The 25,163-nt window shown below is 59.4% G+C and carries 22 protein-coding genes and 1 pseudogene; 11 read left to right on the top strand and 12 right to left on the bottom strand.

Going from position 1 to position 25,163, the window contains the following annotated elements; translation table 11 throughout:
• Positions 1-57: 57 nt before the first annotated feature.
• The 4 genes from ACRESJ_RS12850 to ACRESJ_RS12865 form a co-directional block, all read right to left on the bottom strand.
• A complete protein-coding gene (locus tag ACRESJ_RS12850; RefSeq protein ID WP_431758217.1) occupies positions 58-648 on the bottom strand; it encodes a hypothetical protein in 591 nt (196 codons plus the stop codon).
• A 304-nt stretch (positions 649-952) separates the two neighbouring features.
• A complete protein-coding gene (gene msrA, locus ACRESJ_RS12855; protein ID WP_431758218.1) occupies positions 953-1,459 on the bottom strand; it encodes a peptide-methionine (S)-S-oxide reductase MsrA in 507 nt (168 codons plus the stop codon).
• Between the two features lie 51 nt (positions 1,460-1,510).
• Positions 1,511-2,008, bottom strand: a complete 498-nt coding sequence (locus ACRESJ_RS12860; RefSeq protein WP_431758219.1) for a copper chaperone PCu(A)C — start codon at positions 2,006-2,008, stop codon at positions 1,511-1,513.
• Positions 2,008-2,613 (bottom strand): SCO family protein, encoded by a 606-nt coding sequence (locus ACRESJ_RS12865; RefSeq protein ID WP_431758220.1) that lies wholly within the window; start codon positions 2,611-2,613, stop codon positions 2,008-2,010. The genes ACRESJ_RS12860 and ACRESJ_RS12865 overlap by 1 nt, the downstream gene beginning before the upstream one ends.
• Before the next feature lie 242 nt (positions 2,614-2,855).
• Between ACRESJ_RS12865 and ACRESJ_RS12870 the strand changes: the two genes are divergently transcribed.
• The 4 genes from ACRESJ_RS12870 to ACRESJ_RS12885 all read left to right on the top strand — a co-directional run bounded on the left by ACRESJ_RS12870 (position 2,856) and on the right by ACRESJ_RS12885 (position 6,830).
• Positions 2,856-3,056: a YbdD/YjiX family protein gene (locus ACRESJ_RS12870; protein ID WP_431758221.1), complete on the top strand. Its 201-nt coding sequence runs from the start codon at positions 2,856-2,858 to the stop codon at positions 3,054-3,056.
• 354 nt (positions 3,057-3,410) lie between these two features.
• A complete protein-coding gene (nirB, locus tag ACRESJ_RS12875) occupies positions 3,411-5,972 on the top strand; it encodes a nitrite reductase large subunit NirB (protein WP_431758222.1) in 2,562 nt (853 codons plus the stop codon).
• On the top strand, positions 5,972-6,349 hold the full coding sequence (gene nirD, locus ACRESJ_RS12880) for a nitrite reductase small subunit NirD (protein WP_431758223.1): 378 nt from the start codon (positions 5,972-5,974) through the stop codon (positions 6,347-6,349). The genes nirB and nirD overlap by 1 nt, the downstream gene beginning before the upstream one ends.
• Before the next feature lie 40 nt (positions 6,350-6,389).
• Positions 6,390-6,830, top strand: coding sequence for a CBS domain-containing protein (locus ACRESJ_RS12885; RefSeq protein ID WP_274077807.1), 441 nt, complete (start codon positions 6,390-6,392; stop codon positions 6,828-6,830).
• Positions 6,831-6,989: 159 nt separating this feature from the next.
• Here the strand turns inward: ACRESJ_RS12885 and ACRESJ_RS12890 are convergent, their stop codons facing one another.
• A complete protein-coding gene (locus ACRESJ_RS12890) occupies positions 6,990-7,421 on the bottom strand; it encodes a nuclear transport factor 2 family protein (protein WP_431758224.1) in 432 nt (143 codons plus the stop codon).
• Between the two features lie 314 nt (positions 7,422-7,735).
• On the opposite strand from ACRESJ_RS12890, the pseudogene ACRESJ_RS12895 reads away from it, so the two are divergent.
• Positions 7,736-8,491 (top strand): annotated as a pseudogene (locus tag ACRESJ_RS12895) (MCP four helix bundle domain-containing protein); the annotation flags it as partial.
• A gap of 132 nt (positions 8,492-8,623) precedes the next feature.
• Positions 8,624-9,349, top strand: coding sequence for a methyl-accepting chemotaxis protein (locus ACRESJ_RS12900; protein ID WP_431758261.1), 726 nt, complete (start codon positions 8,624-8,626; stop codon positions 9,347-9,349).
• Between the two features lie 166 nt (positions 9,350-9,515).
• Here ACRESJ_RS12900 and ilvD read toward each other — a convergent pair whose 3' ends face one another.
• Positions 9,516-11,198, bottom strand: coding sequence for a dihydroxy-acid dehydratase (gene ilvD / locus ACRESJ_RS12905; RefSeq protein WP_431758225.1), 1,683 nt, complete (start codon positions 11,196-11,198; stop codon positions 9,516-9,518).
• Between the two features lie 372 nt (positions 11,199-11,570).
• Between ilvD and mqo the strand changes: the two genes are divergently transcribed.
• The 3 genes from mqo to ACRESJ_RS12920 all read left to right on the top strand — a co-directional run bounded on the left by mqo (position 11,571) and on the right by ACRESJ_RS12920 (position 14,242).
• Positions 11,571-13,217, top strand: a complete 1,647-nt coding sequence (gene mqo / locus ACRESJ_RS12910; RefSeq protein WP_431758226.1) for a malate dehydrogenase (quinone) — start codon at positions 11,571-11,573, stop codon at positions 13,215-13,217.
• Positions 13,218-13,424: 207 nt separating this feature from the next.
• Entirely contained in the window at positions 13,425-13,616 is a 192-nt protein-coding gene (locus ACRESJ_RS12915) for a hypothetical protein (RefSeq protein ID WP_431758227.1), read from the top strand.
• Positions 13,617-13,666: 50 nt separating this feature from the next.
• The gene (locus ACRESJ_RS12920) at positions 13,667-14,242 is read left to right on the top strand and encodes a nucleotidyltransferase family protein (RefSeq protein ID WP_431758228.1); all 576 of its coding nucleotides are present in this window, start codon (positions 13,667-13,669) and stop codon (positions 14,240-14,242) included.
• 4 nt (positions 14,243-14,246) lie between these two features.
• Here ACRESJ_RS12920 and ACRESJ_RS12925 read toward each other — a convergent pair whose 3' ends face one another.
• From ACRESJ_RS12925 to ACRESJ_RS12940, 4 genes are all read right to left on the bottom strand, one after another.
• Complete coding sequence (locus ACRESJ_RS12925; protein ID WP_431758229.1) at positions 14,247-14,699, bottom strand: hypothetical protein; 453 nt, start codon at positions 14,697-14,699, stop codon at positions 14,247-14,249.
• A gap of 93 nt (positions 14,700-14,792) precedes the next feature.
• Positions 14,793-15,293, bottom strand: coding sequence for a PaaI family thioesterase (locus tag ACRESJ_RS12930; protein ID WP_431758230.1), 501 nt, complete (start codon positions 15,291-15,293; stop codon positions 14,793-14,795).
• Between the two features lie 316 nt (positions 15,294-15,609).
• Positions 15,610-16,788, bottom strand: a complete 1,179-nt coding sequence (locus ACRESJ_RS12935; protein WP_431758231.1) for a trans-sulfuration enzyme family protein — start codon at positions 16,786-16,788, stop codon at positions 15,610-15,612.
• Positions 16,785-18,161, bottom strand: coding sequence for a pyridoxal-phosphate dependent enzyme (locus tag ACRESJ_RS12940; protein WP_431758232.1), 1,377 nt, complete (start codon positions 18,159-18,161; stop codon positions 16,785-16,787). The genes ACRESJ_RS12935 and ACRESJ_RS12940 overlap by 4 nt, the downstream gene beginning before the upstream one ends.
• A gap of 449 nt (positions 18,162-18,610) precedes the next feature.
• Here ACRESJ_RS12940 and ACRESJ_RS12945 point away from each other — a divergent pair, with 449 nt between their 5' ends.
• Positions 18,611-20,671, top strand: a complete 2,061-nt coding sequence (locus ACRESJ_RS12945) for a TonB-dependent receptor (protein WP_431758233.1) — start codon at positions 18,611-18,613, stop codon at positions 20,669-20,671.
• Between the two features lie 113 nt (positions 20,672-20,784).
• Here the strand turns inward: ACRESJ_RS12945 and ACRESJ_RS12950 are convergent, their stop codons facing one another.
• On the bottom strand, positions 20,785-21,447 hold the full coding sequence (locus ACRESJ_RS12950) for a glutathione S-transferase family protein (RefSeq protein ID WP_431758234.1): 663 nt from the start codon (positions 21,445-21,447) through the stop codon (positions 20,785-20,787).
• 387 nt (positions 21,448-21,834) lie between these two features.
• Here ACRESJ_RS12950 and ACRESJ_RS12955 point away from each other — a divergent pair, with 387 nt between their 5' ends.
• Positions 21,835-23,160, top strand: a complete 1,326-nt coding sequence (locus tag ACRESJ_RS12955; protein ID WP_431758235.1) for an OprD family porin — start codon at positions 21,835-21,837, stop codon at positions 23,158-23,160.
• A gap of 202 nt (positions 23,161-23,362) precedes the next feature.
• Here ACRESJ_RS12955 and ACRESJ_RS12960 read toward each other — a convergent pair whose 3' ends face one another.
• Positions 23,363-25,075, bottom strand: coding sequence for an amidase (locus ACRESJ_RS12960; RefSeq protein ID WP_431758236.1), 1,713 nt, complete (start codon positions 25,073-25,075; stop codon positions 23,363-23,365).
• Between the last annotated feature and the right edge of the window lie 88 nt (positions 25,076-25,163).

Raw genomic sequence — 25,163 nt, forward strand, 5'->3', positions numbered from 1 at the left:
CGCGTCAGCTTCCAGAGATTTCTGGAAGCCTGGCGATGGCCTGTTCACTCGCGGCGGTCATGTCCAGATCGCGGTGTAGCCGAAATAAACGAATGCCACTCCGCCGGCGAGGATAAAGGCCCCCAAGGCTTTCGTCGTGGAGTGGAACACCCGCAGGGAACCGGCCGAACGCTGCACATGTGTGCTCGAATACACGGTACGGTCAAAGAAGCCGTCCATGGTTGCCCGGTAGGTGTAGCGCAGGCCCAGGAAGATCAACAGGACGATCAGGCCCAAAACAGACGCGCGCAGGATGGCTGGGTCAATCCTGGGCTCGGGGACTTCTGCCTTACAGGCAGGGCTGTCGACTTCGGCGATGCTGATGCGCCCCTCATTCGTCGTCACCAGCGGGTAGCCTTTCAGGTACGACGAATCCTGCTCCAGGTCCAACGCCTGATACCGCCAGAGCGTTGCCGAACCTTCCCGGCAATAGGTAAAACCACTCGGATTGGACGCGACGATGATACAGGCGTCGTTGATGCCGCTTTTTTTCAGGGTTTCAGTGGCTGATCGGGTGAAATCCAGTTCAAGTACAGGAATAACTCCATTTGCAACAACCCCGGTCGAAACCAATAAGCCCCCCAATAAGCAAAGGGTTGAAGTGTTCAAGGTTGATTTTCCTTGTTTTTATTGGCCTTTTAATTGAACGACGAGCGCGCTGACTTGTCGTTGTTGGAGTTTAGACGGGCATTTTAGAAGAGGACGAGAATCATCATGAACAAGTCCGTCGGGGGCGCAACGGAAGGGCGGACTTTTCGGTTATTTAGATCGTTCCCACGCTCTGCGTGGGAATGCCTCAACGGACGCTCCGCGTTCGGCTCTTGATTGGGACGCGGAGCGTCCCGGGCTGCGTTCCCACGCAGAGCGTGGGAACGATCAATCAGGGGATTGCGGGTCGTATAGAGTTTGGTGTTCAACCGCGCTTGGGCAGCGTCCAGTTCGGGCGGATGAAGTGGCAGGTGTAGCCTTCAGGAAGGCGTTCCAGGTAGTCCTGGTGCTCTGGCTCCGCTTCCCAGAACGGTCCGGCCGGCTCGATCTCGGTGACCACCTTGCCGGGCCATATGCCGCAAGCGTCAACGTCGGCAACGGTGTCCTCGGCAACGCTCTTCTGGTCTGCGCTCAGGTAATAGATTGCCGAACGATAGCTGGTTCCCAGGTCGTTGCCCTGACGGTTCTTGGTGCTCGGGTCGTGGATCTGGAAGAAAAACTCAAGAATCTGGCGATAGCTGGTCCGGGCCGGGTCGAAGATGATTTCGATCGCTTCGGCATGGGTGCCGTGGTTGCGATAGGTTGCATTGGGCACATCACCGCCCGAATAGCCGACCCGCGTGGAAATCACGCCCGGTTGCTTGCGCAGCAGATCCTGCATGCCCCAGAAGCAGCCACCGGCAAGGATGGCGGTTTCGGTGTTTGTCGTCATGGTACGCAACTCCCATCAAACAACGGCCTCGTGGGGGAGGCCGTCAGACCCTCATTGCATCTTGCTGTGATCCATCTTGCCGTGGTCCATGCTGCCATGATCCATGGTGTTGAGCGAACGCGCCTGCGCCTCGACCTTGATCGTCTCTTTCTCGCCCTTGGCGTTCTCCACGGTCAGGGTCAGCGGCACTGTGCTGCCTTCTTTAATCTGGCTCGTCAGGTCCATCAGCATGATGTGGTAGCCATGGGGGTCGAAACTCACCGCCTTGCCGGCGGGCAGGGCAACCGACTCAACCTGCTGCATGCTCATCACGTCATCTTTCATGCTGGACTGGTGAATCTGTACCAGCTTCGCCACCGGCGACTCAACGCTGACCAGCTTGCTGTCGGTGTCGGCCTTCAGGGTCATGAAGGCGCCGCTCGAAGGCTGGCCGGTCACGGTAGCGCGGACCCAGGCATCGTCAACCTGGGTTTGTGCGCTGGCTTGCCATGCCATGCCGATCAGGGACAGGCCCAGGGCGAGTTGTTTAATGCGTTTGAGCGAATTCATCAGCAGACCTCCATGACAGTGAGCAGGTCTTCTGCACACTCTTGAGCGGTAAGGGACGCGGACAGCCCAAGGCGCAGGTTGCCTCGGGAGTCGAACACGAAACTGGTCGCGGTATGGGAAAGGGTATAGGTCGAGCCACTCGGGACCTTTTCGAAGAATACGCCGAACTCCTTGGCGGTCGCGGCGGTTTCTTCCAGCGTGCCGTACAGCGCCTCGAAACTGGGGTCGAAGGCTTTGACGTACTTGTCGAGCAATTCGGGGGAATCGCGCTCGGGGTCCAGGGTGATGAACACCACCTGAAGGCGCTCGCCATCGCGGCCCATCAGCTTTTTTGCCTGGGCGGCACGGGCCAGCGTGGTCGGGCATACGGCCGGGCATTGGGTGAAACCGAAGAAGATCATCGGCATCAGGCCGCGGTAGCTGCCGAGCATCCGGGTTTCGCCCTGGGCGTCTGTGAGTTTGAAGGAACGGCCCATGATCTTGTCGCTCAGATCCTTGCCGTACTTGAAATTCAGCTTGCTGCTGTCATCGCAGCCGGCGAGCAGGCCGAGGCTCAGCAGGCTCATGCCCTGCAGAACTGAGCGGCGGGAATACAACGTACTCATGGAAATAAAGCTTCCTGTGTAGCGACAGAAAAAACACAGTGCCTGACGAACCAGGCGGAAAAAAGCGCAGGGATGTTAACAAACTGTTGCCCGATCGCGCTTAATCGATCGCCCGCCGGTCCTGCGCCAAAAGGTCGCGGAAGCTTGAATACACGAACATACAAATGGCCCTAAAACAGACACATTGCAGATACATCAGTGGGGTTTCATCGGGTTGTCCAAACCTCATTGAGAGCACTGCCATGTTCCGCAAACTGCAGCACGCCGCCCGATTGATCAGCCAGAGCGCACGTTTGATGGTCGGCGTTCCGGAGTACGACAACTATGTGGCGAGAATGGCGCTCAATCACCCGGGCGAGCCGGTGATGAGCTACGAAGCGTTTTTTCGCGAGCGTCAGGAGGCTCGTTTCGGTCGAGGTAAATGTAATACGCGGTGTTGCTGAGCCCGTTTTTGCACTTTTATAAAGCGCAACGCCCTGACAGCGTGCATTCCACCCCGCTAGCGCCATGACATTTCTCTCTTTTGAGCATCGAATCCAGCGCCGTAGTGCGCTGGACAGCCGCTCGACGCAATCTGGCACAAACACTGCATTGATCCCACCAAGGTCCATCTGACAAGGATGGCCAGCCCTCTCGGTCAATGACGATCGATCAACCGCACAGGTCGTGGGCAGCATCGGTGGATCAGGCATGGCCGTCTGGTTTCAACACCGCAAAAGAACAGGCAAAGACGCCTGGAACCGCAAGGTTTCAGGCGTTTTTTTTTGCTTTTTGAACCGTGATTGGCAGGGTCGTTTATGAATTCCAATGTAGCCACGTTGAACAAGTTGCAAACGCTGGTCGTGATCGGCAATGGCATGGTCGGACATCATTGTGTCGAGCAACTGATCGAGCGCGGCGCCCTCGATCGCTATAGCCTGCACGTTTTCAGCGAAGAGCCGATGCGCGCTTACGATCGCGTGCATTTGTCCGAGTATTTTTCCGGTCGCGATGCCGAGTCGCTGGCGCTGAGCGAGGCGTCCTTGTATGAGACCCCGGGCGTCACGTTGCATCTGGGTGTACCGGTGCTGGAAATCGACCGCGTACATCGCCAGGTAGTGACCGCTCAAGGCAGCGTGGCTTACGACAAGCTGATCCTGGCCACCGGCTCCTATCCATTTGTGCCACCGATCGAGGGCGCCGAAGGCGATTCACGCCTGGTGTATCGCACCCTCGAAGACCTCGACGGTATTCGCGCTGCGGCTGCCGATGCCCGGCGTGGTGTCGTGGTTGGCGGCGGCTTGCTCGGCCTGGAGGCGGCCAACGCCCTGAAAAGCCTGGGGCTTGAGGCTCATGTGGTGGAATTCGCACCGCGCCTGATGCCGGTGCAACTCGATGACCTCGGTGGCCTGGCGCTCAAGGCACAAATCGAACGGCTCGGCGTTGGCGTGCACCTGTCCCGCGCCACGCAGTCGATCAGCGCTGGCGAGCAGTACCGCTATCGCATGAACTTTGCCAATGACGAATTCCTCGAGACCGACCTGATCGTGTTCTCTGCCGGTATCCGTGCGCAAGACGCACTGGCCCGTCAATGCGAGCTGGACATCGGCCCGCGCGGTGGCGTGGTGATCGACGACACCTGCCTGACCTGCGATCCAGACATCTATGCCATCGGCGAATGCGCTTCCTGGAACGGCAGCCTGTTCGGCCTGGTTGCTCCGGGTTATCAGATGGCGCGCAGTGTTGCGGCGCGGTTGTGCGATGACGCCGCCGAGCCGTTCCAGGGTGCTGATATGTCGACCAAGCTCAAACTGCTGGGCGTCGATGTCGGCTCGATTGGCGATGCCCACGCCAACACGCCGGGTGCTCGCAGCTATCAATTCATCGACGAAACCACGGCCAGCTACCGGCGCCTGGTGGTCGACGCCAGCGGCAAGCATGTGCTTGGCGCAGTGCTGATCGGTGACAACAGTTATTACGACACGCTGTTGCAGTACATGCAGAACGCCATTGCGTTGCCATCGGAACCGGCGGCCCTGATCCTGCCGTCGTCCGAAGGCGTGCCGACTTTAGGTCCGGGTGCACTGCCTGAAACCGCCACGGTCTGCTCCTGCCACAACGTGACCAAAGGCTCTATCTGCTCGGCCATCGACGGCGGCTGCACCGACCTCGGCCTGCTCAAGTCCCAGACCAAGGCTTGCACTGGCTGCGGCGGTTGCGCCGGGTTGCTCAAGCAAGTCTTCGAGCATGAGTTGATTGCCCGTGGGGTCAGCGTCGACAAGAGCCTGTGCGAACACTTTGCCTACACCCGTCAGGAACTGTATGCACTGGTGCGGGTAGAAGGCGTGATCACCTTCGAAGAACTGCTGGCCAAACATGGTCGCGGCCATACCGGTTGCGATGTGTGCAAACCGGCCGTGGGCTCGATCCTGGCGTCGTGCTGGAACCAGCCGATCATGGACCCTTCGCTGGTACCGCTGCAGGACACCAACGACACCTTCATGGCCAACATGCAGAAGAACGGTACCTATTCGGTGGTGCCGCGTATTCCCGGTGGCGAAATCACCGCCGACAAGTTGATCGCCATTGGTGTGGTCGCGAAGAAATACGACCTCTACACCAAAATCACCGGTGGCCAGCGCATCGACCTGTTCGGCGCGCAGCTGCATGAGTTGCCGGACATCTGGGCCGAGCTGATCGAAGCGGGTTTCGAAACCGGGCACGCCTACGGCAAATCGACCCGTACGGTGAAGTCCTGCGTCGGCAGCACCTGGTGCCGTTACGGCGTGCAGGACAGCGTGCAGATGGCGCTGACCATCGAAGACCGCTACAAGGGCCTGCGTTCGCCGCACAAGCTCAAGTTCGCGGTGTCCGGTTGCACCCGCGAGTGTGCCGAGGCGCAGAGCAAGGACGTGGGCGTGATCGCCACCGAGAAAGGCTGGAACCTCTACATCGCCGGCAATGGCGGCATGCGCCCGCGCCATGCCGAGCTGTTTGCCACCGACCTTGATGACGAAACCTTGATCCGCTACATCGACCGCTTCCTGATGTTCTACATCCGCACCGCTGACAAATTGCAGCGCACCTCGGTGTGGCGCGAAAGCCTGGAGGGCGGCCTGGATTACCTCAAGGACGTGATCATCCACGACAGCCTTGGCCTTGGCGCCGAGCTTGAGTCGCAGATGCAGTTGGTGGTCAATCGCTACGAGTGTGAGTGGGCCAACGCCCTCAAGGACCCGGAAAAACTCAAGCGCTTCCGCACCTTCGTCAACGACAAACGCCCGGATCCGGATATCCACTTCGTCCGCGAGCGCGATCAACGGCGCCCGATCATGGCCGCCGAACTCAACCTTATCCCTGTTACCGAGGAGATTGTCTGATGAGCCATTCCAATACTCAGCGTGCTGTGCCTTTTGAGAACGTCGACGTCTGGCAATCGGTGTGCAGCCAGCAGGATCTGGTGAACGATTCCGGTGTCGTGGTCTGGCTCGACGGCGCGCAAGTGGCGCTGTTCTACCTGCCGGCCGCCGAGGGCAAAACCCTCTACGCCATCGACAATCATGACCCGCAATCCGGGGCCAACGTCATCGGGCGCGGCCTGGTCGGCAACATCAAGGGTGACATGGTGGTGGCCTCGCCGATCTACAAGCAGCATTTCCGCCTGGAAGACGGCAGTTGCCTGGAGTACCCGCAACAACGCCTGCGGGTCTGGCCGGTGCGGTTGAACGGGGAAAGCGTGGAAGTCGGGGTGGCCTGATTTTGAGGCTGACCTTGCACGCCATTCACAGGAGACGGGTATGAAAACAGCCGCACAGTTGCTCAAGCTCAAGGTCGTGGAAAACCAGCAGGTCCACAGCATCGCACCGGATGCCATGGTGCTAGAGGCGGTGCAGAAGATGGCCGAGAAAAACGTCGGCGCGCTGCCGGTGATCGACAAGGGCCAGGTGGTTGGCGTGATCAGCGAGCGCGACTATGCACGCAAGGTGGTGTTGCTGGGACGCTCGTCGGTGGGCACGCCGGTCAGGGCCATCATGAGTTCGCCAGTGGTGACGGCGGACAGTCAGCAGAGCATCGAGCATTGCATGGCGGTGATGACCGACAGCCACTTGCGGCACTTGCCGGTGGTGGAAAACGGTGAGCTGATCGGTTTGTTGTCGATTGGCGATCTGGTCAAGGAAGCGATCGTCGAGCAGGCGGACCTGATCCGCCAGTTCGAGCATTACATTCGCGGGCATTGAGACAGTACCAAAGGGGCCGGATTGGCATGTGAACGCCATCCGGCCGATCGTTCCCACGCTCTGCGTGGGAATGCCGCCCGGGACGCTCTGCGTTCCAATCAAGAGCCGAACGCGGAGCGCCCGCTGGGATATTCCACGCAGACTGCGCTTACGCCGCCATCAAAAACGGAACGCCTGGCGCCCAACCAATAGCCATTTTCCCTGCTGCTTTTGCCAGATCTGGAAGTTCTCGATTTCAGTCGGGACCACTTCGGTGCCTTTCAGCGCCTGGGCCGAGAAGTGGTGGCGCACCAGTGCCACATCGCCTGACACGGTGATGGTCTGGTTCTGCATTTCCAGGGTCTTGAAGGCGCTTTTGCCGGTTTCGATATCGGCGATGAATTCTTTCTTGTCCTGAATCTTGCCGCTGGAGTGACCGTAGGTCAGGTTTTCGTCGGTCAATGCCTTCAGTTCCGCAATGTCCTTGTGCAGCATCGCCTGGGTCAAATGATCGACGGCTTGTGCTACGTCCTTGTCCACGGCGGCAGGGGCAGCCGCCACGTAGCCGCTGAACAGGCACAGAAAACCAACCAGCAATTTTGTTTTTTTCATGGGTGTTTCCTTGTTGTTGTAGGGATGACCGGCATTGAATGTAGATTTGTCAGTCATCGTACAACTTAGCATGACATCGAGGAAAAAAGCGAACTTGAGAAGCGGGTGTTTCTCGAAGTTAAAGGTCCGTCACGGTTTTGGCTGGTTTCCCTGCGCCGCACCGCGTCCAGGCCGCGAGAACTACCGCATGTCGTAAAAAACGAAATCAGTGGAGACTGGCTTCAATTACCGTTCCCGCCCGCCGATAACCTCTTCAGCCGTGCAAATTGCGCTGGCGTTGGCCAACCCTTAAACGTGCAAAGAGGAACCATAGAGTGTCCATAAAACTGCGTTTACTGCTGCTGATTGGCACGGGGTTGCTCGCGGCTCTGATCATGAGCCTGGTCGGGTACCTGGGAAACACACAAATGGCTGGGGCGGTGAAGGACAACGACGTCAGCATGATGGCGCTGCGCAATCACCTCGAAGCCGACATGATGCACGACGCCTTACGCGCCGACGTGCTGTCGGCGATGCTGGTGGGGCTGGGCAAAAGCACCAGCAGCAAGGCTGAGGTGCGCACTTCCCTGGAAGAGCACGCGGCGCATTTTCGGCAGATGCTCGGGGACAACCTCAAGTTGCCGCTCAACGACACTTTGAGAACCGCGCTGAACCAGACCAAGCCAAGCCTGGACACCTACATCAGTGCCGCCGAGCGCATTGTCAGCCTGGCCCTGGAAAACCCTGACGCCGGGCAAAAGGAACTGAGCGCCTTCAACAGTACGTTCAGCCAACTGGAAGATCAGATGGCCGCCCTCAGCGAGCTGATTGAAAGCAACACTCAGCAAACCAGCGAGGGCACGGCGCAGGCCATCAGCAACGCCAACCTGACCGTCGGCGCTGTGCTCATCGCCAGCCTGTTGCTGCTGCTCGTGCTCGGCCGCTCGGCGATCGTAAGCATCATGGGGCCGTTGCAGACCGCCAGCCGCATTGCCGACAGCATTGCCCATGGCAATCTGAGCGAGCCGATCGTCGAGACACAGCGCAACGACGAAGCCAGTCAACTGATCCGCAGCCTGGCCACCATGCAGCGTGATTTGCGCGGCATGATCGAAGTGGTGCGCAACAATGCCCATGGCGTCAGCGGCATGAGCGAGACATTGAGCAACGGTTGCCACGAAGTGGCCGGCAGCAGCCAGCAGCAAAGCGCAGCCGCCAGCACCATGGCCGCGGCGGCCAGTGAAATGACTGCGAGCATCGAGGAAATCACCCGGCATGCCGAGCGGGCGCTGGACATGGCCAATCAGGCCGAAGCGCTGGCCAAGGATGGCGGCCGGGTGATCCATCAGGTGGTCAATGACATGGACGGCATCGCGCGTTCGGCTCAACAGTCGGCACAGGTCATTCGTACGCTGGACAAGGAGTCCGAGGGGATCTTCAGCATCATTCAGGTGATCAAGGGCATTGCCGATCAAACCAACCTGCTGGCGCTCAACGCCGCCATCGAGGCCGCCCGCGCCGGCGAGCAGGGCCGTGGTTTCGCCGTGGTGGCCGATGAGGTTCGCAGCCTGGCCGGACGCACCAGTGCCTCGACCCAGGAAATTGCCGCCATGGTCTCGCGCATCCAGCAAAGCACCCGCGAAGCGGTGGTCAGCATGGAGGAGGGCGTCGCCCAGGTCGATAAAGGCATGGCGGTGACCGCTGACGTCGAACGCGCCATCCGCGAAATCCTTGAGGCGACCCTTAACACCACGCAGCTGGTCAATGACATCAGCCGCACCATCGGCGAGCAAAGCCTGGCCAGCAATGAAATCGCCCATCAGGTGGAAATGATCGCCGGGATGTCCGAAGGCAACAGCAGGGTGATCGGGCAGACGGCTTCGACGACGGACGAGTTGTCGTCGTTGGCGGGCCAGCTTTCGCAGTCGGTGGGGCGGTTCAGGCTTTGAGGCTGGTGTGCTGATCAGAAGGTTTTCGGTGATTGATAGGGCCTCATCGCGGGCAAGCCCGCTCCCACAGTGATCTTCAGTGAACTCGCAGCTTGAGTTCGACGCTGATCCTGTGGGAGCGGGCTTGCCCGCGATGAGGCCATATCAGTCAATGCAAACCCTGAATTCAAAGATACTTGTCCGTCACCGCCCCCTCCGAAGCACTCGACACCGTCTTCGCATACTTGGCCAACACCCCGCGCTTGTACTTCGATGGAGGTCTTACCCAGCGAGCCTTGCGTTCGGCCAGTTCGCTGTCTGACACATCGACAGTGATCTGCCGGGTTTCGGCATCAATGGTAATCCTGTCGCCGTTCTCGATCAGCGCAATCGGCCCGCCTTCAAAAGCCTCCGGCGTAATGTGCCCCACCACGAAACCATGGGAGCCACCGGAAAAACGCCCATCGGTAATCAACGCCACATCCTTGCCCAGCCCTTTGCCCATTACCGCCGACGTCGGCGAGAGCATTTCGCGCATGCCCGGCCCGCCCTTGGGGCCTTCGTAGCGGATGACGATCACTTCGCCGGGTTTGACCTCGCCATTGAGAATACCGGCGAGTGCACCTTCCTCACCGTGATAGACCCGTGCGGTACCCTCGAAACGCAAGCCTTCCTTGCCCGTGATCTTGGCCACGGCACCGGTGGGCGAGAGGTTGCCGTGCAGCACCACCAGGTGCGAGTCCTTTTTGATTGGTCGGTCGAAGGGCAGGATCACGTCCTGGCCGTCGGGGTAGTCGGGCACGCTTTCCAGGTTTTCGGCGAGGGTCTTGCCGGTGACGGTCATCGCATCGCCGTGCAGCATGCCGGCGGCGAGCATGCGTTTCATCAAGGGTTGGATGCCGCCAATGGCAACCAGCTCGCTCATCATGTATTTGCCACTGGGGCGCAGGTCGGCCACCACTGGGGAAATCTTGCCCAGCTCGATGAAGTCGTCCAGGGTCAGCTCGACATCCACCGCATTGGCCATGGCCAGCAGATGCAGCACGGCATTGGTCGAGCCGGCGAGGGCGATGACCACGCGAATGGCATTTTCAAAGGCCTTGCGGGTCATGATGTCGCGCGGTTTGAGGTCAAGCTTGAGCAGCTCCATAACCTGCTGGCCGGCGCGGAAGCTGTCCGAGGCCTTGTCGCCGCCCACAGCATCCTGGGAACTCGAACCGGGCAAACTCATGCCCAGGGCCTCAATGGCTGACGCCATGGTGTTGGCGGTGTACATGCCGCCGCAGGAACCAGGACCGGGAATCGCCACTTCCTCGATCTGCTTGACCTGGATCTCGCTGATGTCGCCACGGGCATGCTGGCCCACGGCTTCGAACACCGAAATGATGTCGGTGTGGCCGGCGCCCGGACGGATGGTGCCGCCATAGACGAAGATCGACGGGCGATTGAGGCGTGCCATGCCGATCAGGCAGCCGGGCATGTTCTTGTCGCAGCCACCGATGGTGACCAGTCCGTCAAATCCTTCACAACCGACCACCACCTCGATGGAATCGGCAATCACCTCACGGGACACCAGTGAATACTTCATGCCTTCGGTGCCATTGGCAATGCCGTCGGAAATGGTGATGGTGTTGAAAATCACCCCTTTGGCACCAGCGGCGTTCGCGCCTTTTTCCGCCTCCAGCGCCAACTTGTCGATGTGCATGTTGCACGGCGTGACCATCGCCCAGGTCGAGGCAATGCCGATCTGCGGCTTTTTGAAGTCGTCATCGGTGAAACCCACCGCCCGCAACATGGCGCGTGCGGGTGCAGCCTCGACGCCGTCGATCACTTCAGAGGAGTATTTGCGCAAATCGTCTTTATCACTCATGACAATTCCTCAAAGCCAGGCCAGGGAAACCCGATGAGTATAGTTCGCAGGTACATACGCGATCGGACTGGTGAGTCTGGAACAGACGCGCGGGTTACCGTGTCGTGATATTCTTCGCCGCAACTTGGTTTGACCTGTTCAGTTTTCCTGTCCTTGAGACGGGCGAACAGAATGACTGTCGCTCAAGTAGCTGAATCCAAAAAAGATAAGAAGTCAGTTCAGTAGGGACATATAACTGGGGTCGATGCAGTGATGTCGGCCTTGTGTGCCCACCCTGTAATCCTGCTGTGCCGCAAGCCATGACTGCCGTGAAACGTGGGCTGTGTGCGCGAGGATGGAAGGGCGGATGACGTTTTATCATAGGTGCTACAGATGTTTAAGAAAGTGAACACAGCCCTGATCGGGTTGGCTTTGTCGTTGGGGATGACGACGGCTCAGGCCGAAGAAGCCAAAAAAGTCGATGTGCTGCTGATTGGCGGCGGCATCATGAGCGCGACCCTCGGTGTGTGGCTCAATGAGCTGGAACCCGGCACCTCGATGCAAATGATCGAGCGTCTCGACGGCGTCGCCCTGGAAAGCTCCAACGGCTGGAACAACGCCGGTACCGGTCACTCCGCCCTGGCCGAGCTGAACTACACCCCGGAAGACGAGAACGGCAAGGTCTCGATCCCCAAAGCCGTTGAAATCAACGAATCCTTCCAGATTTCCCGTCAGTTCTGGGCCTGGCAGGTTCAGCAAGGCGTGCTGAAGAATCCACGTTCGTTCATCAATTCCACACCGCACATGAGCTTCGTGTGGGGCGATGACAACATCAAGTTCCTGAAAAAGCGCTACGAAGCCCTGCAAGCGAGCCCGCTGTTCGCCGGCATGCAGTACTCCGAAGACCCGGCTGTGATCAAGAAGTGGGTCCCGCTGATGATGGAAGGGCGTGACCCGAACCAGAAAGTCGCGGCCACCTGGAGCCCGATCGGCACCGACGTGAACTTCGGTGAAATCACCCGCCAGTTCGTCGCCCACCTGCAAACCACGCCGAAATTCGACTTGAAGCTGTCCAGCGAAGTGCAGGACATCACCAAGAACGAAGACGGCAGCTGGCGCGTCAGCTACAAAAACCTGAAAGACGGCAGCAAAACCGAAACAGACGCCAAGTTCGTGTTCATCGGCGCCGGTGGCGGTGCACTGCACCTGCTGCAGAAGTCCGGTATTCCTGAAGCCAAGGAATATGCAGGCTTCCCGGTGGGTGGTTCGTTCCTGGTGACCGAAAACCCTACCATCGCCGAGCAACACCTGGCCAAGGCCTACGGCAAAGCCTCCGTTGGCGCACCGCCAATGTCGGTTCCGCACCTGGACACCCGCGTGCTGGACGGCAAGCGCGTGATCCTGTTTGGCCCATTCGCGACTTTCAGCACCAAGTTCCTGAAAGAAGGTTCGTACCTGGACCTGCTGACCACCACCACCACGCACAACGTGTGGCCGATGACCAAGGTTGGCATCAAGGAATACCCGCTGGTCGAGTACCTCGCCGGCCAGCTCATGCTGTCGGATGAAGACCGCCTCAACGCCCTGAAGGAATACTTCCCGAACGCCAAGGCTGAAGACTGGCGTCTGTGGCAAGCGGGCCAGCGCGTGCAGATCATCAAGCGTGATGAAGCCGCCGGTGGCGTGCTGAAACTGGGCACCGAAATCGTCGCTTCGCAAGACGGCACCATCGCCGGACTGCTGGGCGCCTCCCCAGGCGCTTCGACCGCTGCACCGATCATGCTGACCGTGCTGCAGAAAGTGTTCAAGGACAAGGTGGCAACCCCGGCCTGGCAGGAAAAACTGCACCAGATCGTGCCGAGCTACGGCACTCAACTGAATGCCAGCCCTGAAAAAGTGGCGCAAGAGTGGGCCTACACCGCCAAGGTGCTGGAGCTGACTCCGCCGCCGGTGATCGGTCAGGTAGCGGCTCCGGCTGCTGCTCCGGCTGAAGCGCCGAAAGCGCCAAAGGCTAATGCTGCAAACGATATGGCTTTGTAAAAGGTTGCCTCGCCATCCTTGGCGAGATACCTGAATCATGAAAAACCCGCTGGATCAGCAATGGTTGAGCGGGTTTTTTTATGGGCGCTCACAAGTAGGACGCACGTTCACCTGTAGGAGCTGACGAGTGCAACGAGGCTGCGATCTTTTGATTTCCAAGATCAACATCAAAAGATCGCAGCCTGCGGCAGCTCCTACAGAAAGAATGTGGACCGCCTCAATCTGATCCGTATTTTCCATCGCTTTCTGCATCTGTTACCGGCTCAGATTGCCGCCCACAATGTCAGCCTGAACTTTCATAACGTAGGAGGCTTTATGGGCAAGATGGCGATTTTCCTTGGTGGCTTTCTGGTGGTGACGATCCTGATCGGCATGCTCGCAACGATTTCGCCGGTATGAGTTGAGAGGGATTACGATGGGCCGCACCCCATGGATCGAGGTTAAAGAAGATGGCATTGACGGAAGAACATCTGATCAGCATCGCCATGACCAATTCGCTGAACGCCGAAATCACCAGGCGCCTGCCGGCACTTGGCCTGAGTCAGTGCATGCTCACGGCTGGCTGCCTGTTCCAGGCGGTGTGGAATCATCAATCCCAACGACCACCCGAAGCAGGCGTGAAGGACTACGACGTTTTTTACTTCGATGAAGACCTGTCCTGGGAGGCCGAAAACGAGGTTATCCAGACGGCACAACGCCTGTTCCAGGACCTTGAGGCCAACGTCGAAATCAAGAACCAGGCCCGTGTCCATCTCTGGTACAACCAGCGGTTTGGCGGGACCTATCCGCAACTTCAATCGGCCAAAGACGGCATTGATCGTTACCTGGTCGCAGGGACCTGTATTGGCCTGGATATCGCCACCGGTGAAGTCTATGCCCCCAATGGCCTCGCCGACACCGAGTCAGGACTGCTGCGGATCAATCCGAGAAATCCCAGGCCAGACCTGTTCGAGCAAAAGGCGAGAAGTTATCAGGCACGCTTGCCCTGGCTGAGGATCATTGATCCGCAGCTTGATCGGCAGTGAGTGACTATTTAGCCGAGACTTCCTGCTTGATATCCCCGCAGAAAATATCGACGTTGCCATCGGTCGCTGCAGTTCGCACGACAATGTGGTGCTCACTCTTGAGCAGCTCTGGAAGTGGCACCGGTGCGGTTCTTGAAAAGGTCCAGCCGCGTACGGGTTGCCGTTCGGTGTTGACCGTGTCGTTCATCGCATAGGCAACAGGGCCGGGCTGCTTGCAGCTGCCTTTGTTGATGAAGCTGTAGAGGCGCAACGGCAGGACAACTCCGCTTGGCGCGCCGCTGATGAAAAAACTCAAGCCGGTTTGGTTGTTCCAGTCGGTCAACGTAACGTTGCCGATCTGGCCGGTGTTCTGCCGAGTGGCGTTCAAGGTTACGGACACGCCATGGTTGGAGGAGGTGGAGCAGCCGAAGAGGCTTGTCGTGACCAGCAGCGCCACCAGTGAATGCCTGGGATTCATTGCCAAACTCCTGATTGAAGAACTGCAATGGGAGATTAGCGGGTATAGCTCATAAATCGCCTCTTCGACGGCACACAGGACAAACCTGTAGCGCTAAACCTGACGGCCATGGGCGGCGTCTGCCAGTTGCCCGGTATCGACCCGAACGAACACCGAATCGCCGACAGCGGTCAAAACGTCGCCTGCGTAGACCTCGCAGATCACGCGGGTTTTGCGTCCGACGTCACCTTCAACCTTCGCCCGCAAGGTGAGCGCAACGCCCATGGGTGTTGGCTTGATGAATTTGATGCCCAGGTTACCGGTGACGCAATTGATGCGGGGCAAGCTGGCGACTTCGCGGTTTTCGGCGCGGTAGTGGTAAGCCATCGCCGTCCAGTTGGAATGGCAGTCCACCAGCATCGCGATCAACCCGCCGTAAACCAGATCTGGCCAGCCGCAATACTTGGCATCGGGCACATGCTCGGCGATGACGTGGACGCCGTCCTCGTGCCAGAAACTCTTGATGTGCAGCCCGTGCGGGTTGCTGCCACCGCAGCCATAGCAAACCCCATCAGGCGCGGCGGTGTCTTGCAGGGAAGTGTCGAGTGGGGACATGTGTTGATTATCCGGAAAAATTGGCAGGCAGATGAGCGTCCAAGTATCGCCCCGATTCATGACCCAGGCGAGGGCAGCAGTTGCTGTGGGAGCCGGCTTGCTCAGAGGTCATGGGTTGGTCACAGAATCTGCGATCACCGAAAAAACACTGTGGGAGCTAGCCTGCTAGCGATTGACGGTGGCACATCCAGCACCGATGTGTCGGACACACCGCTATCGCTAGCAGGCTAGCTCCCACAGGGGGACAGCGGCAAACACAGAATTTGATGTCACTCAATTCAACTGTGGGAGCTAGCAGGCTCCCACAGGTCTGCGCTCAGATGCGCGCCAATGCCTGAGCCAGATCCGCTCGAAGGTCTTCGACATCCTCAACGCCCACTGACAACCGCACCAGCGCATCGCCTATACCCAGTTGGGCGCGGGTTTCCACGGGGATCGTGGCGTGGGTCATGATCGCCGGGTGTTCGATCAGGCTTTCGACGCCGCCCAGGCTTTCGGCGAGGGCGAAAATCTGCACGTTTTCCAGGAAGCGCTTCGAGCCAGCCAGGTCCGTGTTGAGGTCCAGGGAAATCATCCCGCCGTAGCCACGCATCTGTTTGCGCGCCAGTTCGTGCTGCGGGTGAGAGGGCAGGCCGGGGTAGTAAACCCGCGCCACCTGCGGTTGACGCTCCAGCCATTGCGCCAGGTCCAGGGCATTGCTGCAGTGGCGCTCCATGCGCAGTGCGAGGGTCTTGACCCCGCGCAGGGTGAGAAAGGCGTCGAACGGCCCGGCGATGGCACCCACCGCGTTTTGCAAAAAGCCCAGGCGCTCGGCCAGCGCGGCGTTCTGCCCGACCACGGCAATGCCGCCGATCACATCGGAGTGACCATTCAGGTACTTGGTGGTCGAGTGCAGCACGATGTCGAAGCCCAGCTCCAGCGGACGTTGTGTCCACGGGCTGGCGAAGGTGTTGTCGGCGACGCAGATGATGCCCCGGTCGCGGCAAGTGCGGGCGATGGCGGCCAGGTCGGTCAGGCGCAGCAGGGGATTGCTCGGTGTCTCGACCATGACCATGCGGGTGTCATCCTGCAATGCTGCCTCGAAGGCGGCCAGGTCGGTCAGGTCGACAAAGCTGAAACGATGCCCGGCGCTGCGCTGGCGGACCTTGTCGAACAGGCGGAACGTCCCGCCGTACAGGTCATTGCCTGAGACGACGTGCGAGCCCGCATCGAGCAGTTCCAGCACCGTGGAAATGCTCGCCAGCCCCGAAGCGAAGGCAAACGCCTGGGTGCCACCTTCGAGATCCGCCACGCAGCGTTCCAGCGCCCAACGCGTCGGGTTGTGCGAGCGCCCGTAGTCGAGGCCCTTGTGCACGCCGGGGCTCTGCTGCAGGTAGGTGGAGTTGGCATAGATCGGCGGCATCAACGCACCGGTGGAGGGGTCGGGCGTTTGCCCGGCGTGAATCACTCGGGTAGCAAAGCCGCGAGGTGCAGCCGTTTTATCGTGCTGACTCATGCAAGGGATCTCCGTAAGTGATTGAGCAAGTCGAACCGGGTGATCAGGCCGTGAAAGCCTGAGGCGTCGGCGATGATCGCCACCAGCCCGCGGTCGAGTTCTTCCTGCAACTCAGCAAGGCTGGCGCCGGGGGCCAGGGTCTGTAGTTTGTCGGTCATTGCGCCGGCGACGGTGTGTCGGAAGTGCGAAGCATCCTGGTGCACTCGCAGCAAGATATCGGACTCATCGATCACGCCGACCAGCCGCTGGCCATTAACCAGCACCGGCAGTTGCGAGACATCCGCCAGGCGCATGCGCTGGAACGCGGTCAGCAGTGTGTCGTCGGGGCCGACGCTGATCACCCGGCCATCTTCGAAGCGCCGTGCGATCAGGTCGCGCAGGTCGCCATAGCGTTTGCTTTGCAGCAATCCCTGATCGCTCATCCATTGATCGTTGTAAACCTTCGACAGGTAGCGCGTGCCGGTGTCGCAGACGATGCTGACCACGCGCTTGGGCGTGGTTTGCTCGCGGCAATAGCGCAAGGCCGCCGCCAACAGGGTACCGGTCGAAGAACCGCCGAGAATGCCTTCGGCGCGCAGTAACTGGCGGGCATGGTCGAAGCTTTCTTCATCGCTGATCGAATAGGCGTGGCGCACGCTGGAGAGATCGGTGATCGACGGAATGAAGTCCTCGCCAATGCCTTCCACCGCCCAGGAACCGGGTGTGCCGAGGGTGCCGCTGCGGCTGTATTCGGCCATCACCGAGCCGACGGGGTCGGCCAGTACCATTTCCAGATCCGGCTGTACGCGACGGAAGAAGTTGGTCAGGCCGGTCAAGGTGCCCGCCGAGCCGACCCCGACGACAATGGCATCCACGTCGTGCTGGGTCTGCGCCCAGATCTCCGGTGCGGTGCTGCATTCATGGGCCAGCGGGTTGGCCGGGTTGTTGAATTGATCGGCGAAGAAGGCGTCGGGAATTTCCTGTGCCAGGCGATGGGCAACGTCCTGGTAGTACTCGGGATGGCCCTTGCCGACATCGGAGCGGGTGATGTGCACTTCGGCGCCCATGGCCTTCAGGTGCAGGACTTTCTCGGTGGACATCTTGTCCGGAACCACCAGCACCACCCGATAACCCTTGGCACGGCCAACCAGTGCCAAGCCCAGGCCAGTGTTGCCGGCAGTCGCTTCGACGATGGTGCCACCGGGTTTCAAGCGACCGTCGCGCTCGGCGGCGTCGATCATTGCCAGGCCAATGCGGTCCTTGATCGAACCGCCCGGATTCTGCGATTCGAGCTTGAGAAACAGCGTGCATGGGCCCGTATCGAATCGGCTGACACGCACCAGCGGCGTGTTGCCGATCAGTTCGAGTACGGCGGGGCGGGAGTTGTCAGGCATAAGGTCACCTCGCTGCGAAACTACGCACTTGATGAGCAGAATGGCGGCGGGTCATGGCGCCGCTCTTGGATGTTGTTGTGTCTGGACCATAGGCCGGGATCGGGGCATTCGCAACGTCGGTGGTCGGTAGGAGGGTGGCTTGCGGCGATGAGGCCGGCACAGCGTGCGCTGAAATCCCTGTAGGAGCTGACGAGTGCAACGAGGCTGCGATCTTTTGACGTTCAAAGGCAAGATCAAAAGATCGCAGCCTGCGGCAGCTCCTACAGAAGGAATGTGTTCGCTTTATGGGTATCCGATTCGATACAAAGCGATGCAGTAAAAGCAAATGAGAGGCGTTATTAATAGTATTTATTTCCGCATTACCTTCGATTAGACTCCCGCCAGCTGTAGGAAAACGGCGTTCTGGACGTAAGAAAAAACATAAATATCTGTCGCAGGGGGAGCGGGGCGTGCATTTCAAAAAAAATACAATGGCGTTGGCTGTGGGGTCGGCAATATGCCTGTCGGGCAGCGCATGGGCGGCCGAGCAGTCGAACACAATGCAGATCGCTCCGATCACGGTGACGGGTGAAAAGATCAACCGCACCCTGGAGCAGACGCAGTCAAGCGTCGTGGTGGTGACGGACAAACAACTGCGCGAGAAGGAAGACCATGACCTGGTCGACGTTTTTGCCCGTACGCCAGGTGTCTACAACCAGGCCGGTAACGAAAACTGGGGCATCCGTGGCGTGCCGGTGTCCGGTTTCGATGATCAGGGTCCGGCGGCGCTCAACGGCGCGGTCTCGGTGTTCGTCGACGGCGCCGTGCAGCCCAACCGCGCGCTGACTCTAAGCCCGATCCCGTTGTGGGATGCCGAGCAGGTCGAAGTGTTCCTCGGCCCTCAATCCACCACCCAGGGTCGTAACTCCCTGGCCGGTGCGGTGGTCATCCAGACCAAGAACCCGACCTTCGTACCGAGCTTCTCAGCGCAGACCAACGTGGGCAACTACGGTGAGCAAGGCGCGGCGGTGGCCGGTGGCGGCTCGATCGTCGATGACAAGATTGCCGGCCGTATCGCGTTGGATTATCAGCAAGCTGACGGTTACATCGACAACGTCTTCCTCGACAACGACGGCAACCCGACCCGCACCGCAAACGCTCGTGGCAAGCTGCTGATTCTGCCTAACGATGATCTCGATGTGCTGTTGACGTATGCCCACGGTGAAAGCCGCAAGGGCGACAACTCGGTCATTCGTCAGGACGACGATATTCGTTATTACAAGATTTCGTCCAACACCAATGCCTACGACAAACTCAAGCAGGACACTGTCAGCGCCAAGGTCGACTACCGGCTCGATGATGCCTGGTCCATTACCAGTCTCACCGCCAATACCGACTCTGACTACGATGGCCGCCTGGACTTCGACCAGTCAGCCACCCGCAATCGAGTCGTCCTGCGCAAGCATGATGGCGACTTGTTCAGTCAGGAACTGCGTCTGAATTACGCTTCTGACACGGTGAAGAGCTTTGCCGGTCTCTACTACGGGCACAACACCAACAATTTCCACGACAGGCTGTTGATCAATGAACAACTGTCCGGCACCGTCAAGGGTGATACGACGATCGAGAACAAGGCCGTGTTCGGCGAGATCAACTGGACCTTCGCCCCGCGCTGGACCTTGATTACCGGTCTGCGCTACGACCACGAGACCAATGATACCGACGTCAAGGAAGATGATTTCTCCGAGGCTGGCAAAGACAAGAAGTCATTTGATGCCGTGTTGCCGAAGCTGGGTATCGACTACGAACTGGCCGATAACCAGTACCTGGGCTTCATGGTGCAGAAAGGTTATCGCGGCGGTGGCGTCAACGTCCGGGCCGGCAGCAGTCACGAAGCCTACGATCCGGAATACACCACCAACTACGAACTGTCCTACCGCGGCTCGTTCTACGACAAGACCCTGCGTACCCGCGCCAACGTCTACTACACCGACTGGAAAGACCAGCAGGTCAGCGTGCTGGACCCGGACACCGAGTTCCTGGACGTGTTTAACGCCGGTCGCAGTGACATCAAGGGTCTGGAGCTCTTTGTTGAAAAAGACTTTGGCGAACAGCTGACCCTGAACCTGGGCGCCTCGGTGACCGATGGCAAGTACAAGGACTTCGTCACCAGCGATGGCCGCGACATGAGCGGTGAGGACTTCCTGTTTTCGCCCAAGTACAAGATGTCGCTGGGCGGTACCTATCGCTGGAACGATCGCCTGACCTTGAACACCGACGTCATCTACCAGAGCACCAGCCCGTCGGAGTACGAGTTTGATGACGCGGGCCAGGTCACCGGTGAGCGCAAGAGCGACAACTACTGGTTGGTCAACTTCAACACTGAGTACAAGATCACCAAGAACGTCGCGGTCTCCGGTTACGTGAAAAACGCCTTTGACAAGGAATACGTCACCAACAACCGCAGCGGTGACATCGTCGATGTCGGCGCCCCGCGTACGGTGGGACTGGTTCTGCGGTACGACATGTAAAGCATCTGTCGGAGCGAGCTTGCTCGCGATGGACTCATGAGCACCGCGTTTGCCCAATCAAAGACGCGGTACCGTTATCCACTCTCGCGAGCAAGCTCGCTCCTACAAATAACCTAGCGAAACCGCTCCGGTATCGCCTCGGCAAACGGATAGAAAGCAAACCACGGCTTGGCCTCTTCAAGGACCCGCAGGACGGAAGGTCGCTGCGTCAGCCTGTCGAAATACGCGTTCAAGTGGCGGCAGTCTTCAGGAAAGGGCAGGACGTTGTTGGCATAGAACAGTGCCGGAGCAGCCGCGCAGTCGGCCATGCTGAACGTCGGGCTCGCGACCCAGCTACGAGAGGCCAGTTGGCGCTCGAGCATGCCGTATGCGGTCATCAAAGTGGCGCGTTCTGCGCTCAAGTCATCGTTCTTGGCGTACAACCGATCAGCGACGATCCGTTGCATCGGCGCCTGTACGTATTGGTCGAAAAAACGATCCCACAAGCGCACCTGCAGCGCTGTATTCCAATCACTGGGCAGCAGGCAATGCTGGCCTGCATAAAACCGGTCCAGATATTCGATGATCACACTCGACTCCGGCAATCCTTGCGGGTTGGCGTGATCAACGATCACCGGGAATTTGCACAGCGGCCATAGTGCCCTGAGTTCCGCTCGGTCCGTCTCGCTGGAGAGATCAATGATCCGGCGTTCGAATTCGATTGCGTATTCGTACAGGGCGACCAGCACTTTGTGGCAGAACGACGAAAGCGGGTGGTAGTACAGAGTCAGGGGCATCGTTCATCTCCTCGGGGCAAGAAGTGAAATAGGGGGCAGGGAAATGCAGTATCGACCATCGCTCGACAAGGCGCGATGTTCGAAACGGGCAGGGAAAATCGATGAAAACCCGCAGGGTGGATTTTCAAATACCACGGCCTTTCGTATCTCTATACGACAACCCTTATCCCTTCACGAAAACTACTTTCACCGCGTTTGATAATCCCCTCTCGAAATGTTTTAAGAGTTTCACAAATATTTCGACGTCCGCTTAAACCGTCACTTCCAACGCTTGATGCTCATGGTTCGCCATCGGGTTGCGTCATTTTGCGCGCCGGATTTGGGTCTCGGCTGAGTACGGACGGACATCGAAACCTCAAAAAATAAGAAATCAGCCAGGAGCACCGTATGTTCAACCGCGCAATCCCCACCGCCATCCTGCTGGCCGCAGGTACCATGGGCGTCCAGGCTGCTGATAGCGGCGCCCATGGATTTCTGGAGGACAGCAAGGCGACGCTGTCGATGCGGACCCTGTACTTCAACAGCGACAACCGCGACGGCGCGGCAGCACCTTCGAAAACCGAAGAAACGGCCCAGGGTTTTGTGCTGCGCTATGAGTCTGGTTTTACCCAGGGCACGGTCGGTTTTGGTCTCGATGCCCAGGCGCTGCTCGGCGTGACACTGGACAGCGGTACGGGGCGCCACGTCGGTAGCGGGATGATCCCCAGTGATGGTGACGACGCTGCCAACAGTTGGAGCAGTTTCGGCCCGACCGCGAAGATGCGCCTGGCCAAAACCGAGTTGCGCTACGGCACGCTGATGCCGAAATTGCCGATCCTGATTTCCAACGATGCCCGTGTCTTGCCACAGTCGTTCACCGGTACGCAGGTCACCTCGAAAGACATCGATAGCCTGACCCTGACCGGTGGTTTGCTGGAGCAGGCCGTCGGCCGTGCTTCGACTGACCGTACCGGTCTGTCGGTCGCTGGCGCCACCCGGGACAGCAATAAATTCTATTTCGCCGGGGGGGATTACGAGCTCACCAAAACCCTGAAGGCCCAGTACTACTTTGCCCAGCTGGAAGACTTCTACAACCAGAACTTCTTCGGTCTGACTCACCTGTTGCCCATCGACAGCGCCAGTTCGATCACCACCGACCTGCGCTATTTCCGCACCACATCGAGCGGCGCCAACAGCTCCGCCGCAGGCCGCGCGCAAGGCTATCGAGTGTCGGGCTACACCGAAGACAACAACGGTGAAATCGACAACAGCACCTGGGCCGCGATGATCACCTACACCAACGGTGGCCACGCGGTAGCGCTGGGACATCAACGGGTAGGGGATGGCAGCAACTTCGTCCAGCCCAACCAGGGCAGCCTGCCGGACAAAGGTGCCGGTGGCGGCAGCGTCTACCTGCCCACCGACCGTATGATCCAGAGCTTCACCCGAGCTGGCGAGCAGACCACTTTCGGTCAGTACACCTACGACTTCGCGCCGCTGGGCGTGCCGGGTCTGAAAGCGTCGATCGCGTATCTGAAAGGCACTGGCATCAAGGTACACAACGCCGGGGATCAGTCCGAGTGGGAGCGCGACATGACCCTCGATTACGTGATTCAGTCCGGCACGTTCAAGAACGTCGGGTTCTCATTGCGCAATGGCCAGTCGAATACCGAAGCGGGCAGGGACGTGGATCAGAGTCGTTTCATCATCAACTACGCGCTTCCATTGATGTAAAGGCAGGCCCTGCAAAACCCGTAGGAGCGAGGCTTGCCCGCGAAGAGGCCAGCACATCCAACATCAATGGTGACGGACATTCCGCCATCGCTAGCAGGCTAGCTCCCACAGTAGATCCGCTGTGAACACAAGATTTGTGTACGACAGAGGACCATTGTGGGAGCTAGCCTGCTAGCGATGGCGGTAGTCGCCGCACTACAGACTATTTGCCTACAGACAGCGACGGTGTACGAGGCGGGATCAAGCGCTTCGATCCGGTCGCCTCGAACGCCGAAGCGAAGCGCAGCAGCGCCGAGTCGTCATAGGCTCGTCCGGCAAAGGTCAGGCCTACCGGCATGCCGATATCCTGCATGATGCCCATTGGCACAGTGACCGTTGGCACACCCAAATGCCGGATGGCCAGGTTGCCATTGGCGACCCAGATACCATTGCTCCAGGCGATATCCGCAGAAGCGGGATCGACATCGCAATTGGCTGGCGCAACATCGGCGACCGTCGGGAACAGCACCGCATCGAGCCCCAGTCGATCCATCCACTCCTCAAGATCAATGCGACGGGTCTTCTCAAGGCCGCGCAGTCCATCAGGCGCCGTGGAAATCTGATCCCACGGCGTAATGCCGCGTTCGGCCATCTTCACGTACTCGTCCATACCGGCGGCCAGGTCGCCTTCACGGTTGGGCAACGTACCCGGATCGTGGGGGAAAATCTGCGGCCCATCGACGTCGACCAGGCGGTTCAATTTCGGGTCGCCGTTGGCTTGCAGGAAATCATCGAACGCCCACGCCGTCAGGTCCCACAGCTCATGGTGCAGGAACTCCTTGGACACGATCCCACGATTGAATACGGTCGGCGCACCCGGGCGATCGCCTTCGCAATTGGACACCAGCGGGAAGTCGACTTCGACCACTTCGGCGCCAGCCGCTTCGAGGGCCTTGCGGGCCTGTTGCCAAAGCTCGATCACGGAATCGCGGGTGTTGATTCGTTGACCCGTCGGGCCACCGATCCCCGGCGCTTCACTGGTGCCGGCTTCAGGGTCGGCATTGATGTACATGCGCGGGACACCGAGGCGTTTGCCGGTCAGTGCATCAGGCTTGGCGGCGAGCTCATGGTAGGAAGCGGGGCGAACCGAAGAGGCGCTCGGAATCGGCACCCACGGTTGCATGCGCCACAGGTCACCGCGGGTGTCGGGGTCATCCGCTACCACTACGTCGAGCACTTCAAGCAGGTCGGCCATGGTTCTGGCAAACGGCACGACAACGTCCATGGTCGGCGTGAGCGGCCAGTTGCCGCGTACCGAAATCACGCCGCGCGATGGCGTATAGGCACACAAGCCGTTGTTCGACGCAGGGCCGCGACCGCTCGACCAGGTTTCTTCCGCCAGCCCGAATGCCGCGAAGCTGGCCGCAGTCGCCGTGCCCGCGCCGTTGGACGAACCGGAGGCGAAAGGGGCGGTGAGATAGTCTGCGTTGTACGGGCTTTCCGCACGTCCATAAACACCGCGCTGCATCCCGCCATTCGCCATGGGCGGCATATTGGTCTTGCCCAGGCAGATCGCACCGGCTGCGCGAAGCCGCTCAACGGTGAACGCATCGCGATAGGCGACCAGGTCCTTGAAGGCGGGGCTGCCCGACGCGGCGGTCAGGCCCTTGACCAGGTAACTGTCCTTGGCGGTGTAAGGAATGCCATCAAGGGGGCCGAACGTCTCGCCCTTGGCTCGGCGGGCATCGGAGGCCTGCGCTTCCTTGAGGGCATCGGGGTTGCGCACCACGACTGCATTGAGCGCGGTAGCCGTGTCGGCCCCGTCGTAGGCATCGATTCGGGCGAGATAGGCCCGGACCAACTCGACCGCCGTGGTCTGGCCGGATTCGAGCGCAGTGCGCAGTTGGGCAATGGAAACTTCGGTGACTTCGATCATGCGGTTACCCGACGTTCTGATGACAAATTTAGTGAGACATTTTGCACCAAGTCGGCGCAGAACGCCGCCGCTGCCAACCGCCCATGAC

The sequence above is a fragment of the Pseudomonas sp. genome, assembly GCF_050739655.1.
Lineage (GTDB): Bacteria > Pseudomonadota > Gammaproteobacteria > Pseudomonadales > Pseudomonadaceae > Aquipseudomonas.

Coding starts and splice junctions, on each gene's coding strand:
- ACRESJ_RS12960 (WP_431758236.1), bottom strand. CDS start 25,075: ATGATCGAAGTCACCGAAGTTTCCATTGCCCAACTGCGCACTGCGCTC.
- ACRESJ_RS12930 (WP_431758230.1), bottom strand. CDS start 15,293: ATGTCCCCACTCGACACTTCCCTGCAAGACACCGCCGCGCCTGATGGG.
- ACRESJ_RS12950 (WP_431758234.1), bottom strand. CDS start 21,447: ATGCCCCTGACTCTGTACTACCACCCGCTTTCGTCGTTCTGCCACAAA.
- ACRESJ_RS12935 (WP_431758231.1), bottom strand. CDS start 16,788: ATGAGTCAGCACGATAAAACGGCTGCACCTCGCGGCTTTGCTACCCGA.
- ACRESJ_RS12920 (WP_431758228.1), top strand. CDS start 13,667: ATGGCATTGACGGAAGAACATCTGATCAGCATCGCCATGACCAATTCG.
- ACRESJ_RS12860 (WP_431758219.1), bottom strand. CDS start 2,008: ATGAATTCGCTCAAACGCATTAAACAACTCGCCCTGGGCCTGTCCCTG.
- ACRESJ_RS12955 (WP_431758235.1), top strand. CDS start 21,835: ATGTTCAACCGCGCAATCCCCACCGCCATCCTGCTGGCCGCAGGTACC.
- mqo (WP_431758226.1), top strand. CDS start 11,571: ATGTTTAAGAAAGTGAACACAGCCCTGATCGGGTTGGCTTTGTCGTTG.
- msrA (WP_431758218.1), bottom strand. CDS start 1,459: ATGACGACAAACACCGAAACCGCCATCCTTGCCGGTGGCTGCTTCTGG.
- ACRESJ_RS12940 (WP_431758232.1), bottom strand. CDS start 18,161: ATGCCTGACAACTCCCGCCCCGCCGTACTCGAACTGATCGGCAACACG.
- nirD (WP_431758223.1), top strand. CDS start 5,972: ATGAGCCATTCCAATACTCAGCGTGCTGTGCCTTTTGAGAACGTCGAC.
- ACRESJ_RS12885 (WP_274077807.1), top strand. CDS start 6,390: ATGAAAACAGCCGCACAGTTGCTCAAGCTCAAGGTCGTGGAAAACCAG.
- ilvD (WP_431758225.1), bottom strand. CDS start 11,198: ATGAGTGATAAAGACGATTTGCGCAAATACTCCTCTGAAGTGATCGAC.
- ACRESJ_RS12865 (WP_431758220.1), bottom strand. CDS start 2,613: ATGAGTACGTTGTATTCCCGCCGCTCAGTTCTGCAGGGCATGAGCCTG.
- ACRESJ_RS12925 (WP_431758229.1), bottom strand. CDS start 14,699: ATGAATCCCAGGCATTCACTGGTGGCGCTGCTGGTCACGACAAGCCTC.
- ACRESJ_RS12870 (WP_431758221.1), top strand. CDS start 2,856: ATGTTCCGCAAACTGCAGCACGCCGCCCGATTGATCAGCCAGAGCGCA.
- nirB (WP_431758222.1), top strand. CDS start 3,411: ATGAATTCCAATGTAGCCACGTTGAACAAGTTGCAAACGCTGGTCGTG.
- ACRESJ_RS12890 (WP_431758224.1), bottom strand. CDS start 7,421: ATGAAAAAAACAAAATTGCTGGTTGGTTTTCTGTGCCTGTTCAGCGGC.
- ACRESJ_RS12900 (WP_431758261.1), top strand. CDS start 8,624: ATGGCCGCGGCGGCCAGTGAAATGACTGCGAGCATCGAGGAAATCACC.